This is a genomic window from Paenibacillus sp. QJM3NY_38, from assembly GCF_056173265.1.
Map to the genome: position 1 here is coordinate 71,661 of NZ_JBWBUJ010000002.1, position 15,076 is coordinate 86,736.

Sequence of the window (15,076 nt, forward strand, 5' to 3'; positions counted from 1 at the left end):
AAAAATGGAAGAAACAACTAGCTCAGGATTACGAATTACCGGTGGCATTTTCCTGACCATTGGATTGATTACGCTCGTGGTAATTCTTTTCGCGGTTTTTCAGGCGGGTGCTAAGACCGGCCAAGAGAAAATGACAGGGATTCAGCAGACATTATCTCAATCCGAGTACAACAATTACGACAACTCAATTATGTCTGGCAGTCAAGTGCTGAATGCGGTTCGTCAATATATGAATCAGGATCAGTTTGGAGTAAGAGTAATTACTGGGAAGGGCGGCAGCATTACTTACGGTAATGAATTTAACGCTAACGGCGAAATTGTAGGCACTGGAAAAAACACAGACATTTCTGTAGCGCAAAACCAATCTAATCCTAACTATATCAATCCATCAGGAAAGTTCTCATCTCAGGTTGTTTTCGATGGAAATAATGTAGTACGCGGCATTATTTTCAGTCAACCATAAAAAGAAGCGTTTATAAGGATTCCCCGGATCCATGAAGGGAGATGGGGAATCCTCCATTAAATTAAGGGAGCATTCATATATGAATGAGAATACCGAAGCTGGCATTTCGATTACAGCAACCATTTTTGTCTTTATAGCTGCTGCGACATTAGCTCTCTGGGCTCTCGTTTCTCAGGAACAAAGTGTAAAAAACATGCAACAATTACATGCAAATGAAGATCATCGCCTCTTCAATTCGATTCAAGAGGCTGGCAAGGAAGTCTATTCTGGTGCACAAGTCATTTATAGCATATTTCAAATTAAAAACTTAAACGCAGATATTCAAGTCGGAAACCTTATCTACTCAAAAAATTTAACGATCGAAAATACCGATGTTTCTAGCATCGATCCGGATAGAAAATTCAATGTAACGTATGAACGAAATACCGATGGCGAATTAGTAAAGATTATTTTTAACTAGGGGATGAATTGATGGACGCAATTTCCAAACTAGTAGCTGCATTCCTGGCTTTAGCGTTGTTAGTAGTTTACCCATTGTATCAAGCAGCGGAGCGGCACGATGACCAAATCCAAACAGTTGTTCACCAGGCAGTTACTGAATTTGTTGATGCGGCGCGGACAAAGGGGTACATTTCACCACAAATGTATCTTCAATTTAATGAAAAGCTTGGGGCTACAGGAAATGTTTACGAAGTAACCATTGAGCACTTACATAAAAAATACAATCCGCTTTATGCAGACCCAGCCGATCCGGCGTCATTTCAAAACAGCTTTGATACCTATTATGACGGACATTATACCGAGGAAATCATGAAAGTTATTTTTCCTGATGCAAATATACCTGAAGACAGCGACACTCGCAAATACAAGCTGGCTGTAAATGATTTTATCAAAGTACAGGTTAAGAACAAAAATCGAACGATGGCCACTATCTTGAATGATTTTATCCTGGTCGGAAACAGTGGAGATGTCCCAAAGATTTTTATGCCTTACGGGGGGATGGTTCTGAATGAAGATTTATAATTTTGCCATCGCCTTCGTACTCATATTTTTCCCCTTTTATTATGTATTGGATGCTCGAACAAATGATCTCAAACTCGTTGCGCAGCTGGAAGACCAATATGATGTGGCTTTGAAGACTGCAGCACAAGATGCTAGTTTTGTGTTGAATCTGAATGAGCTACAGGAATACGAAGCTGGCTATCAATCCGCCAAATTTTTTAAAGCTAATAAAGAACTGGCTATAGATACTTTTTTCAAGACCCTTTATCTCAACTTTGGCGTAATGGACGATTATATTGGGCAAGGGGCCTTGGCTTCATATATCCCAGCAGTCGTGGTCCTCGATTATGACGGCTACTACCTGTATACGCTCAGAGAGTATACCAATCGTGAGGGTACAACTGAAATGAAGCATATGTGGAGCCCCAAAAAACCCTATGCCTATACAGATCCCCAGGGAAATAGTATGAATTTCACCTTAGATAGTTACGTATATGCTTACGACGCAACTAACCAAAAATGGATAGAAGGGTATCAATGGGAATTACAGAATAGAACGAATATTCAAATCCTAAATAATACCACTCAGTTTGACGAAATTAGAAGAAGTTGGATCGTTAATAATGTCCAGAACGATCTCGCTTATTTTATAAACAAACACAATGAATTTGTCACCCGAAGTGGTATCAGCTACACGTTCAAGTTACCGCTCATACCAAAAGAGGATTGGGTAAATACCATCGATGATATAGGGATTATGGCGTTCATCCAAGGGATCCCAATCGGAGATCAGTTTTACAACAATTATGCTTTTGGTGGTGGAAGGTTAATTAAGAATCCGGTTATCTATGGAGCTGTTGACCCTCAAACCAGCATGAAATATTACTACCGAGATAGCTGTTCCTACCCGTACCGAATCGAAGAAGCATTTAGTAGCGAAAAGGAGGCTGCAGCTGCTGGATATTTCCCGAAAGAATGTTTTAATGGGGCTCCGTAGCGTCAAATAGGTAGTCTTCCTAGATTCAGGAAGACCGAGGCCTATTTGTCACTTGCCGCATCGGCACAGCGTATCAGGGCACTTGAAATTGTCAAGGATTTACCGCTACGCGTTCCTCCGTGACAATTAAGTCCAACTACTCCAGCAGCGCCTTTGGCGCTTTGCTGAGCCTCTAGTTGGACTACGCGCGAGGGTTAGACTTCGTTGATTACTCGACCTGAATTGCTTGTTCCAAGCGGCAAGCATACCGGCCGCAGCAGATTTTAATAGGGTTCTGCCTTCAGGATAGTGGGAGCATAAGGGATAATTGAAAGGGGTGATGCTATTGAGCCTTGGTTTTAGTTCTATCGGGTGTCTTGGCTTTAATTCAAAAGTTTATGGAAAAACGGATTCAATATATATAAAGGGAGAGTGGATATAGGGATGAAGTCATTTGTAAAGAGCTTACTTGCCGGTGTTTTAGTTTCTACCTCAATTCTTGGTATTGGGTTTTATGGAACAGATTCTGTTGAAGCAGCAAGCAAATCGGGGGGGCCTAAGCTGGCAGTGTTGGTTGATGGGCGAAAGGTACAGTTCGAAGGTGGGGACCCTGTTTCAGAAAAAGGTCGAGTTCAGGTGCCGCTTCGAGGAATTGGTGAAGCACTCAAGGCTCAGATTGGTTTTTCAGGTAAAACCGTGAGTTATAAAAAAGATGGAAGATCAATTGTTCTGACACTTGGAAGTAAGACAGCAGTAGTAAACGGTAAGAACGTCACGATGGATACACCTGCCAAGGCTGTAAAAGGGCGTACTTATGTTCCACTACGCTTTGTAAGTGAAAATCTCGGAGTGCCTGTAAATTGGGATCAAGTCGGGAATTGGGTTTGGATTGGATCAAAGGATATACCGGATCTAGAAAATGTCCCTGCTGTGAAAAAATACGAATTAAGCAAATCTTATACTGATCTATATGGCCAGGATACCTTTTTGCTGGACGGAAAGAAGGACGTCCGAGTCTTAACAATTAATGATCTCCCGGTAAAAATTGATGGATTTGTGGTCTATGACATTTGGAAAGAAACAAACAAAATTAACAACTATCCATATCTTCAAGCTCGTTTTACTTCGGGGGCAATTTCAGTTGTTTATTTGCAAAAAGGTTTTCCTGCTCGATATAGAAGCCAAGCAAACCCTGAACGAGCTTCAGATAAAACTTACATCAAATCCTTTGCAACCTGGTCTGACACCGATGAAATAAACGGCGGAGATAAAACTTGGAAATCATTTAGGATTGAAAATGCAGACTACATTGCACTTAATATGTCGAGAAATTCACTAATCCTACTGAAAAGCCCTTTTAATTAATTGTTAGTGAGTGCAGAAATATGAGTAGAATTAGAAAAATCGTTGCGTTTACTCTGATACTGGTAGTAATATCTCAAACATTTAGTTCAGTTCTTGCTGGGGTCTTACCAACGACACCTAAACCTTCTGACCCAAACGATACTCATTATTTTGTAGGTTTGTTCTATCACGATATTTGGAGAGATTCTGCAGGAAACTGGACATCTGACGGAGCACCTGGTGACACAAAAACCATCTCATTTCCATATAGTTTTGATTTTCCGAACAGAAAAATAAAAAAGGTTAATGTCACTAAGTTTAATGTAAATATGACCGATCCTGACGGACAAACATTATACTACAATTCCAGATACAAACAGGAAACATGGGATTTTAGAGTTCCGAATGTTGCAAGGACTTATACAGTAATAGACCCACATCAAGTAAATAAAGTTGTCGGTTATGGTACAGATTCGGTTTCTTTTCCTGTTGAAATGAACGCCACATTGTCTGCACCTAGGGCAGAAGATATTACTAAACCAGGAATGGGTGGATTGATACTAGGTGTTCGATATTACTTTCCCTTGCTTATTACGATTGAGCTAGAACCTGAAGGTGGAGAGGCTTTAATCCGGCATTATACAACAACAGGAAAACCTTTAAATGGAGTCCCAGGTTTTTCTGACCGGACGGAGGTACTTACGGTAGGGAAATCACATACGTTCCCACATACCCCTGGAACAGCTGATTACGAGTACAAGGGGTATAAAGTAAGTGACTCTGGACCACCGTCTGGTGGGAATATAGAGCCTGGTGACCCAGCACCATTACGTTATGATGGCTCATTTCCGAAGTATTACGTATATTTCTACTATGAACCCAAGGATGATCCGCCACCGCCAACAAATGCATGTACACCACCGACGCCAGGAGCCCAAATTACTGGGAAGTACATGGATCCAGTGGTCACGGCCAAAATATTGGCAGATCAACGTGGAAGTGAAATGTTTGATGTTTTGCAGGGAATCCCGACATCCGAAAGCTTGTACGGAAACATTTTAGCTCGAAACTATTTATTCCAGAATACCTTCGTTCAAATGTCGGGAACATGTACCTTTGAAGTAAACGTGGAGAAGACATGGACTCTTCGATGGGATCCGAAGAAACCGGGGCCGAATGGACCAGACGGTAAACCGACTGAAGTACCGGATCCGCAAGAAGATGAAGAGGTTGTTACTCAAAGGTATACCGTTGTGCGGCCGTATTCGTATTGGGTGATCGATAACCTTGAAGTGTATAAGATCAACCAAGGTATTTTAAGGAACTATGCCTTACCTGGAGAGCAAATTACCATTAGTCCGCAAGGGTATCAACCGCCGCAATTTACAACAAATGCGTCTGGAGCGTACTATCCGCCGACACCACCAGATCCTATTGTGGCACCAGCCGGATCATATGGCGGCAGTCAATTCACAAGCAGACCGTCTCCACCAAGTGAGAATCTGCAAAGCGTTGCCGAGGATGGTGTAAAGAAGGTTGAAGTTACCAATGATGCATTAGTTTTTAATGGGGCAACGATCATGAATCCTGCTCGGACACCTGAGACAGGGCCGAGGCCTGGAAATATACCTGCACCGACTCAGATCGATGAGAATGTGCTGTATAAGCCGAACAACATCATTAGCTCCAGCAAGGTCAATCGAGCTAATACAACGAGTGCCGGCACGATATTCTACGGATTGCTGCCTGGCAACATAAACGGCGGTAGTGACCAAGAATTTTCGATTCACCGAATCAATACGGTAACGGTACATACACCGGTTGTGAACTATTCATCGGTTAGTGATGATCGGCCACATAATCAGAAAACAACACCGAATTATAACAGGGCCGCGTTCATCTTGGATCGACCGTTTATAGTACGAATGCCGACAAACGGGCAGCACACGAACTATCCTGGTTACGGAAATCGAGATTACGCTAAATACTTCCGGACGAAGCAAGTGCGTTTCCCTTTTGATACGTATAACAGCAGCCGCACGGTATTTTATCCGAAAGACACATGGATCGATATCCCGGTTAACCAATTGGATACTGAATTTTTCTTACCGGTTTGGGTTGATGAGGGGAATTATCAAGTATACTTCCGGAACATTGCGGAAAATTCACCACCAGATCTTCCATATCAATACGATGCAAATCTTGATCTGGTGAATCACGTGGCTGCTGATGAAGTATCTGTGGAAGTCATTGGCCGGCTTTACGATTTCCATATTACCGATATTGCGGATTATAAATGGGAATCTGTTTTCCGGACACGACCAGGCAGCACAAATCCAACGGGAATATCCTATTGGGTTGGAACAAAGGGCATTGATGGAGAACCAAGAGGAAATACACCACAATTCACTTTACCAATCCGGCCAGGAAGTAACCCGATCCAAGGATTTAAAAATGTGGCCGTCAAAACCGGGTATCATTTCAAATTCGATTTCAAGAGCAAGGGTAACATGTTTGGAAAAGAGGATGGTATACGTATAACACCGACATTCCACTTTGTTTCCAAGGATGGGCAATATCGCTTTCCTGTTGATCTGTACTATAAAACAAATTCAAAAAATTTCGTTAAGGTAGGATCTCCAGATGATCAAGTAAAGCGATACGTCATCTTGAATGAAAGGTTAAGAAATGTACCTGCAGAGGAAATGATCGATACTGCAAACTTCAAATATGATAACTACTTCACGCCTGGGCAGTTGGGTTCAATCACAAGACAGCAGTACATCGATCGCTACATTTCAAAAGATACAAAACAAAAGACACCCGTTGGTGGATACGGGCTGATGCTGCTTCCAGAGTATATCCGAACCTTTATCGGGCCAAAAACCAGTATTCCACCTTCTGTCAATGTTCAACGAGCAAATGCTTCCATCCAGAAATGGTATGGAGAATACAGCCTGCCGGCAGAGCCATATGTCGTTGAGGCTGGTACGGATCTGGCAGAGTATGCAAGAACCCACGGGGGACTAGATGAAAAATCGGCTGTCTTTTTCAAGAATGGTTATATCATTGTGAATTTTAACATTGAGTCCATTCGCAATGGGGATCTGAATAATCCTCATCTTCAGTACATTAATGCGCCTTTGATGAATCAATGGCAGCTTGAAGGATATCAACGTTTGGTATTTGACTCCTTCGGCAACCGGTTCAATTTAGAGGATGGAGATGTCGTTTTCTATCATGCTGATCTGTCCAGTCGGAATGATTTCAGCTCTCAGGTGCCTCATTAAATTAAAAGAGTTTCAGGGGGGAGGATTTATGCTTTCCTGGAATTCCTGGCCCCTGAAGCAGCGGCAGATGGTTACCGGCTATCCGGAAGAATCATCCAGACCAAAAGCATACCTGACAAGAGCCGAGAGTTCTACCCTGTTTATCGAATGACCAAAAATATGTAGGAAAAGGTTATGTGACTTAATGAGTTAGGGAGAAGAAAACTCGTCATCGATCCGTTGCCCATGTGGTCTAACTTGCCAAAGGGATCCGGGGGAGGGCATTCCCTTTCCTGGATCCTTTCTTTATAAGGAGGATTCAATTGGAATTATTGCAATCAATCATGATGTTACCTCTGTTATTTATCATGTGGAACTTGACAAATAAAATGCCTAGACGAAAAGGCTCTGAAAGTAATATCCAATTGAGCATTATCGTATTGTTTACAGCTATCTATCATGTTCTGCAAATCCTTGGAGTATTCGAAAATGTAACATTAAACGGAGAAATACTCGGGGATGTGTTGTTTATAGCTATCCTTTTTGCGCTTTATCAGATATTTCATAATACCCAAAGATGGGAACAGTGGGTAGTATATATAGGTTGTTTAGTTACAGGTTTAGTCGGGTTTTGTATCCCGCTTCCGGTGCTTCATCCTATACTTTCGATTATACTGGGAACTGCTGCGTGGTATTATCTAGCATCAGATATGCATCGTAAAGCGAAGATTGCTATTGTCCTTTTTATTTCATCTAAGATGGTTGTTTTGGCAAAACTATTCTTTTGGGATCTATCGTCATTAGAGCTTTTAATAGCACTCATAACTATCTTGGCATATACAATAATAATTTCTTACATTGTTGATTATTTAATTCAGTTAATTCGAGGTACATACGAATCATCTATTCAGGAGCCACTAACAGGGCTTTATAACCGTAAGCAATTTGCTGCTTTCGTAAATAAAAGCATTGATAGAAAGATACATGTATATGTTATCTTCCTGGACGTTGATAATTTCAAACAACTAAATGATGTTTTTGGACATAAGAAGGGGGACGAGATTCTCAAGAAAGTTGCATCCATTCTGTTGGAGGAATTAGAGGGTAGTGGTGTTGCAGGACGATACGGCGGAGAGGAAATGGTAGGTTTAATTGTAGATCCCCAAATTGATATGTTGGAGTTGACCGAATCGATCCGTTCTCGTATTGAGCATGAGGCTTCCTTTGACACGCCAGAAGGAACGTACTCTGTAACCGCGAGTATAGGTTACAGTTCATACGTCGAGGGTTTATCATCTGATGAACTCATAAAACAAGCAGACGAAGCGATGTATGCTGCAAAAAAATCAGGGAAAAACCAAGTGGTGGAATACGGCAAATATGAATCCTCCACGATCAATGTATCTGACAGAAATTTAACTAAAGTGGGGAACATGTAATGAAAGAAACAATAAACGTGCCTCAGCAGACATTTAAGCATTCGTTTAAAAGCTCGCTGAATCTCGAAATCATTGACGCTTTATTTTATTGCATCGAGCTGCGAGACAAACAGACTGCCACCCATTCAGTCGTAATGGCTCACTATTCATACGAGCTCGCAAAGATTTATGATCAAGAACAATCACTTTTATATTATGCAGGTTCCCTGATCCACGATATAGGGAAGATAGCGATGGATGATAGGATTTTAAAAGGAAATACAAGACTCTCAGCAGAAGAACGAACATGCTTATGGGAACATGTAAAAAGTGGAGAAAAAATACTTGAGAGATTTCCACTGCCTGCAATCGTGAAGGACATTGTAAGGTACCACCATGAACGTTTTGATGGTAGCGGGTACATAAAGGGATTAAAGGGCTACAGCATACCATTGTGTGGCCGTATAGCAGCCGTGAGCGATACATTCTCAGCTATAATATGTGGTCGACCTTATCAAAGCCTTAGATCTGCGAGAGAAGCTATTAATATTATGAAACGAGATACTCATTTATTTGATGCAGTCATCCTTCAATCATTAACCATTATCGTAGAAAATGAAATAAATAATAATCGAGTAATATCAGAATCGAAGGTTCCTTGGAATATGCTTCAGGATAAAGAAAAGATTAAATGAAAATTAATAATTGTATACATATATATTTGTATATTAATATATATATTAATTAATTAATTATATAATATAAAGGGGTGATGATCATTTCAAATGTAACTTGTACATAAGTACATTAATCATTCAAGGGGAGAAAGAGATGCTAATACCTTGTTTCATTGCTCTTATGAATTTAATTGGCATGTTCATTATGTGGTATGACAAGTCTCAAGCAATCGTAGGCTCGAGAAGGGTTCCAGAAAAACGAATTGTTATGATCGGCTTTCTTGGAGGAGCTATTGGTGTTTGGCTAGGCATGAATCTTTTTAGGCATAAGACAAAGCACGCCCTTTTTGTAGCAGGAATCCCCATCCTTGTCGTTATCAACATATTCCTATTTGTATTACTGGCTCTAAAAGTCTAAGATTTTTCAATTTTATATGCGTAGGTGGAACAATTGGATGTTCAAAATGTGATACTACTAACGCTAATACCCTTGTCATTAGCAATAGTATGCTTCTTACTAATTCGAACCCTTCAGGAGAGGAAGTTTCAGCAGGAAGGGGTGCCTTCGAGTATGATGGCAGTTAGCGCGCCGTCTACTGAAGATCCTAATTACATATACAAAAATGTTGAATTGATTCACGAAAACATCAAGGTGGAAATCGAAGAAATTCGAGTTCAAAATAACGGAGTTTTTATTATCGTCAGAAAGAATCGATCTGGTTATATCGTCGGATCCGAAAATGATGAGGTGTGGAATCAATACAAGCAAACAGGTGATAAGGTAAACCCCAAAACCCTTCGAAACCCAATGGCGATTACAAGAATTCATACTTTCGTTCTAGCTAAAAATCTTGCGGAAATTGGTTGTCGAATGTGGGTTCAGGGGATCGTGGTGTTTACTCATCCAACAGTTGAACTAGATGTCAGGTTAAAGAAAAACTCGAATACAGCTGTACTAACTGCCAATCAATTGAATGAATTTGTTAGTAATTATGAACCCAGAGATATTATCGATAATCAACAAATAACTAAAATAAGGGATTGGCTCAATGGTTTGAATAATAAGTAACGCTCATAAATCTACTTATTCCCAATGGAAGTACATCATATCAAGACTCTCTTCAGAGGTGAAAATCATGAAATCAAAACAACCAATCATGTTAGTTGGTTTAACTATGCTAATTGCTTTGCTCTCTAATTTATTTATCCTTACTCCCTCTTACGCAAACCAGGAAATAAAACCGAATCAAGCGCCAGAAGCATCCTTTTGGTTTGCACCAAGTAAAAAAGAAGCACGAGATGGTCTGGGGTATTACCGTGATACGGTAAAACCCGGAGAAACTCGGGAGTACAAATTCTATGTTAAAAATTTGCTGAATGAAAAACTCAATTTGAAGATTTACGCGACGGATCCGGTGCCCTTGCAGAATGGAGGAAAGGATTTCGGGGCATATAACGCCGGGGTAACGAATGCAGGGACATGGCTTTATCCGCAAGGCTCAAAAGATATTACACTCGGACCACAAGAAATGCGTGAGTACACTTACAGAGCATCCATACCAAAGGATTTGGCTCCTGGTCAGCATATCGGGGTTGTTGCGGTATCTGAATATAACGAGTTCCGGGGAGAAGCTGTTGCGACCAACATCGAAAATACGACGCTTGCTCCGGATGTTGAAAGTTCAAATGGTTTATGGGTCGTTATGGATTACAAGATCGATGAAGCCAAACATGCAATGTCGATTAATACATTTACTCATGACTATATCGCATCGGGTGAATCCCGGTTTACCGTTACACTTGAGAATCGCGGCACTATCTTGGAACAACCGTCCGGTTATATTGAGGTTAGGGATAGCTCCAAAAAAGTTATTTTTCGAGAAGAGTATGAGGCCGGCTCGATCTACTACGGTACGACAGCAAATATGGTAAGCATCGCGCAAAACCAGTTGTTAATGCCAGGCAATTACGAAGCATACTTTGAAGCAAACTTTGCTGGGCAAAAGGAATGGAAGCTATTTAAATTCACAGTAACACCAGAAGCTAAAAATGAAGCACAAGCGGCTATGGCGCATTACGACAAACTGGAAGTAACGGATGGCATTCCAGATTGGTTGAAATATGTACTTGTCATCGGTGGGATCCTCATTCTACTGCTATTAATCCTCCTGTTTTGGTTGTTGGCAAAACGGAAAAAAGGTGACATCGAGGAACGGATTAAAATGTATCTGGCAAAGGGACTGACTTTTGAAAAAACAAGAAAGAAAGTACAACTTGACCAAAAGACATTCACTTTGTACGTTGTCAAGCTAGGGTATATACCTGATGGCGAAGAACCTGAGTGGGATAAAACCATTCACACATGCAAACATGCAAGACGTATTGCGATTGCTATGGTTGAGAATACCTCTACAAATAACGATAGTAAAGCGGAAGTTTTGGAAGGAACTGCATCACCTGAAAACCTGAAGGGGGGTGAGGGCGATGTAGAGAAAGGAGCTTAATCGTAAACAGCGAAAGGTCAATGGGGTTCCGTTAGGAACAAGTCGAAAACAAGCTGAAAATAAACGTAATTTGGAGGTCTTTATACATGGCTACTACAGAAAGAGAATTACATAAAAATAGGAGTAAACCTGGGAAGAAACGTTATTTAAGTGCATTGCTGGCCGCTGCGCTATTGATACCAAGTGTATTGATGCCAGGTAAGAATACAGTAGAGGGCGCAGGGCATGCAAATATCGAAGATATTGTGTACTATTACGAAGATCATCAATCACGTACTCGTGCATATCTAACTTTGAGTGATGGTAGGAAGATACTCTTTAGAGACAGGGGAGAATACTCCGGTCCTGCTGATAAAGATAAACTAGACGAAATAGGCGCGGATATTAAAAAGTATAATGCGCAAAGCCCTGATGACAAAGGTGTAGGTATGCGCCTGATGTCTAACGGGGATTTTTACTACCGGAAAGACTCAGGTTACAATCCGGCGAGTTCTTTTGAAAAGATAGCGTCTGGGTGGACAGATTTCGTGTACAATTCCGAGGGTTATAATGCATATACCTTTTATGGTCTGACCGCAGATGGAAGGGTAGAGTCAATAGGGGCTGGAACTTATGGGCAATTAGGTAACGGGATAAAAGCAGATACGACTGTTCCTGTTGAGGTTGTAGATCCCGATCTATTCGATACCCCTCTAACAGGTGTCAAGAAAATGATACAAGTAGATAGAAACGTTGTTCTATTTGTTACAGATTCGGATGTATATAAAATCGGTCGCGAGTTTGGTGATACTTCTTACACTAATGCGAAGCCCGTAAAAGTAACATCGATGTTTCCGGGATTCTCCGGTCCAGCTACGTTTGATATGGGCTATATCGATGAAACGTCCTACGGGACAAAGCAAATATCGTCTACCTCGGACAGCACCCGGATCGGAATGCGATATTTCGATGTCAACGGCAGCTTTTATACATTGAGAGATACGTCAGTATATCCGAAAAATACAGATCGTTATACACCCGGAGCTACGACTGAGATCAGTACTAAGACTTTATATCCCTTTAACGGCGATCCGACGAACATGAGTAGGGAAGTTTCAAATTTGTCGGATAAGACTGATGGCAGTATCACTTACACAAGCAATACGTTCATGCACTTGGATGACAGCGGTAACCTGAAAGCATGGGGTCTTCCTGCTAATAGAATAGGTGCCGATTATTATAATCACACCGACTACACAACGTCTGAATCGACTGTGATGACGAATCTGAAAAAGTATACGGTAAACGCGAACCGTGACGTGTCTCTCGTTGCTGGTTTAGGTACTAACGGCAATGTGTATGTGATTGGAAGTAATGGCAATACATCGTACAACGGCAACGTATACGGTAAAGGGATAACTGGTATCGTGGGTAGAATCGAAACCCAGACAAGATTATCTGGACCGGATGGAGCCATTAAAGATATCACTGATCTGGCATTCGATACAAAATCACTGTACCTGTTGAAAAATACAGGTGATGTATATGTATTTTCAAGCAATGCAAAGTACACCAACACATCAGCATCAGGTGTAAAATTTGTCGGATTGCTTGAAATCGCATTGGATCTCAATGTCCAAAATGTTTATGGTATTGGTTCAGACGGCAATCTGTATAGAATAGATGAAAATGGAAGCACAATCATTCAGGATGGGGCATCTGGTATCTATCCTCCGGGGTATACACCAGCACCAACTACAATCGATAAGCCTACTGAGGGTATGCGCTCAACGGATAAATTCGAAAACACAATTATCACCCTAGAATATCCTGCAGTAGCCAACAAAAAAGAGTACTCCTTAGACAATGGAGCTACTTGGTTGGAATACACGGCTCCAATAACATTGACGAATAAAGGTATGACTAACATTAAAGCTCGTGCTGGATTGGATAGCTTATACAGTGAGATTCTCGATGTTTCATTCCTGAACAACCCAATCGTCATTCCGCAGGGGTACCCTAAGTTGCTTGAGCAAGATGGGGTCCTTACAGTTGATACAGGCTCTATTGACTTGAATCGAGTAAAAGTACAACTTGATGTTGATGGGCAGCTTTCAGATTATACATCTCCAATTTTATTGCAAGAGGGAGACTATGTTGTAACAGCGATTGTTTCAAACCAGAAAGGTGAAGAACTCACAAGAGTAACAGAAAACATTACGGTCGATCCGCCGGCTCCGGGTACACTAACTGCTCCTGTCGGAACTGTAGGTGATCTTGATTCAAACAATCAAAGACCATTGACGATCGGCTTTAACCCAACACAAGGATCACTGCAAATTCAACACGATAATGGCCCATGGGTGGACGAGCCTGAAATCTTAAACCAATATAACGGCACCTCTGAGGATCCAAGTGCTACAGAGCGTAAATTTACACTGTATGTAGATAACGTTGTGGATTCTGTTTATAAAGCCCGAGTAACCGATGGAGTTAACTTCAGTTCGGAAACACTCTTAGTAGTGACAGCTCAAGTTTACGATCCGTCTTTCTTCCGTGATATCAATGATAAATTGTTGATCGATTTCTCGAATCTTCCTACGGGTAACTGGTTTAAAGAATACTCGGTTGATAATGGAGCTACTTACCATGAGTACACCGGACCAATCGATATCGGTGCAGCGCTGCCTATCAAGGTCCGGGTAACGGATACTGCATCTGGTCAAGTGCTTATCGATAAAGAGTACATCACGCCAGCCTTGAACGGAACCAATCCAAATCCTAACCCAAATCCGGGTGTAGACCCATCATGGGGAACGGAGGTAACGGCTGCAGATCAGGAAGCAATTCTAAACGTCATTGGTGGGGGATTGTCATCCAAGTTTAACGGTTTGCTCCTGGATAATATTGAAATACAGACCGTAAACCAATATCAAACCATTAACTCCGTCACTAATACGTTGATTGAAGATAGCTCAGGATCCGGGGATGGTTGGACGTACTCGCTTTCCGTTACAGATTTTGTAAGTGATCCGGTGTTAGACACTGGATTGGGCACTCAGGATCTTGTTGTTAAAATTCCTGCATCTGCCATGAACGTTGATGTAAAATCTGCTAAGGTTCTTGCCGGATCTCCGGATCAAACCGCTAAAGTGGGGAATTACGTCCTCGGATCTCAGAAACAGGCTCTTGCACAAGCCAATCCATTTGAAGGAATGGGTTACTATGACATTCCTATGGACTTTATGTTCCGCGTGCCAAGCACCGTTGAGGTAGTGTCCATGGGCAGTGGAAGTGCTCATCAAGTGGGCGACAAAGTTGGATTGAGAGTAGGGGTGTACAGATCCTTGTTCACCTTCTCATTGGCCAAAGGGATCTAATGTTCTATGGGGGAACCAGCATAAATGCATGGTTCCCAACCAACTTAAGTTTCCTACAAAAGAA

Annotated in this window: 13 protein-coding genes; all 13 read left to right on the plus strand. The window is 41.5% G+C overall.

The genetic code is table 11. The annotated features are described in order from the left end of the window. The first annotated feature begins 4 nt into the window (after positions 1-4). The 13 genes from AC0VZ8_RS34125 to AC0VZ8_RS34185 all read left to right on the plus strand — a co-directional run bounded on the left by AC0VZ8_RS34125 (position 5) and on the right by AC0VZ8_RS34185 (position 15,012). Positions 5-463: an ABC transporter permease gene (locus AC0VZ8_RS34125; RefSeq protein WP_475487954.1), complete on the plus strand. Its 459-nt coding sequence runs from the start codon at positions 5-7 to the stop codon at positions 461-463. A 79-nt stretch (positions 464-542) separates the two neighbouring features. After that, complete coding sequence (locus AC0VZ8_RS34130) at positions 543-923, plus strand: hypothetical protein (RefSeq protein ID WP_475487955.1); 381 nt, start codon at positions 543-545, stop codon at positions 921-923. A gap of 11 nt (positions 924-934) precedes the next feature. After that, positions 935-1,486, plus strand: a complete 552-nt coding sequence (locus AC0VZ8_RS34135; RefSeq protein WP_475487956.1) for a hypothetical protein — start codon at positions 935-937, stop codon at positions 1,484-1,486. Beyond that, positions 1,473-2,462, plus strand: coding sequence for a hypothetical protein (locus AC0VZ8_RS34140; protein WP_475487957.1), 990 nt, complete (start codon positions 1,473-1,475; stop codon positions 2,460-2,462). The genes AC0VZ8_RS34135 and AC0VZ8_RS34140 overlap by 14 nt, the downstream gene beginning before the upstream one ends. Positions 2,463-2,885: 423 nt before the next feature. Next, a complete protein-coding gene (locus AC0VZ8_RS34145; RefSeq protein ID WP_475487958.1) occupies positions 2,886-3,806 on the plus strand; it encodes a copper amine oxidase N-terminal domain-containing protein in 921 nt (306 codons plus the stop codon). A gap of 20 nt (positions 3,807-3,826) precedes the next feature. After that, positions 3,827-7,075 carry a DUF5704 domain-containing protein gene (locus tag AC0VZ8_RS34150; protein ID WP_475487959.1) on the plus strand — a complete coding sequence of 1,083 codons (3,249 nt, stop codon included), beginning with the start codon at positions 3,827-3,829 and terminating at the stop codon, positions 7,073-7,075. 28 nt (positions 7,076-7,103) lie between these two features. Continuing rightward, positions 7,104-7,226: a hypothetical protein gene (locus AC0VZ8_RS34155; RefSeq protein ID WP_475487960.1), complete on the plus strand. Its 123-nt coding sequence runs from the start codon at positions 7,104-7,106 to the stop codon at positions 7,224-7,226. Positions 7,227-7,377: 151 nt separating this feature from the next. Next, a complete protein-coding gene (locus tag AC0VZ8_RS34160) occupies positions 7,378-8,493 on the plus strand; it encodes a GGDEF domain-containing protein (RefSeq protein WP_475487961.1) in 1,116 nt (371 codons plus the stop codon). Next, positions 8,493-9,167, plus strand: a complete 675-nt coding sequence (locus AC0VZ8_RS34165) for an HD-GYP domain-containing protein (protein WP_475487962.1) — start codon at positions 8,493-8,495, stop codon at positions 9,165-9,167. Before AC0VZ8_RS34160 ends, AC0VZ8_RS34165 begins: the two co-directional genes overlap by 1 nt. 178 nt (positions 9,168-9,345) lie before the next feature. Then, the gene (locus AC0VZ8_RS34170; protein ID WP_475487996.1) at positions 9,346-9,567 is read left to right on the plus strand and encodes a DUF1294 domain-containing protein; all 222 of its coding nucleotides are present in this window, start codon (positions 9,346-9,348) and stop codon (positions 9,565-9,567) included. A gap of 153 nt (positions 9,568-9,720) precedes the next feature. After that, positions 9,721-10,218 (plus strand): nuclease-related domain-containing protein, encoded by a 498-nt coding sequence (locus AC0VZ8_RS34175; protein WP_475487963.1) that lies wholly within the window; start codon positions 9,721-9,723, stop codon positions 10,216-10,218. 67 nt (positions 10,219-10,285) lie between these two features. Further along, entirely contained in the window at positions 10,286-11,653 is a 1,368-nt protein-coding gene (locus tag AC0VZ8_RS34180) for a COG1470 family protein (RefSeq protein WP_475487964.1), read from the plus strand. Positions 11,654-11,739: 86 nt separating this feature from the next. Beyond that, positions 11,740-15,012 carry an RCC1-like domain-containing protein gene (locus AC0VZ8_RS34185; RefSeq protein WP_475487965.1) on the plus strand — a complete coding sequence of 1,091 codons (3,273 nt, stop codon included), beginning with the start codon at positions 11,740-11,742 and terminating at the stop codon, positions 15,010-15,012. Positions 15,013-15,076 lie beyond the last annotated feature (64 nt).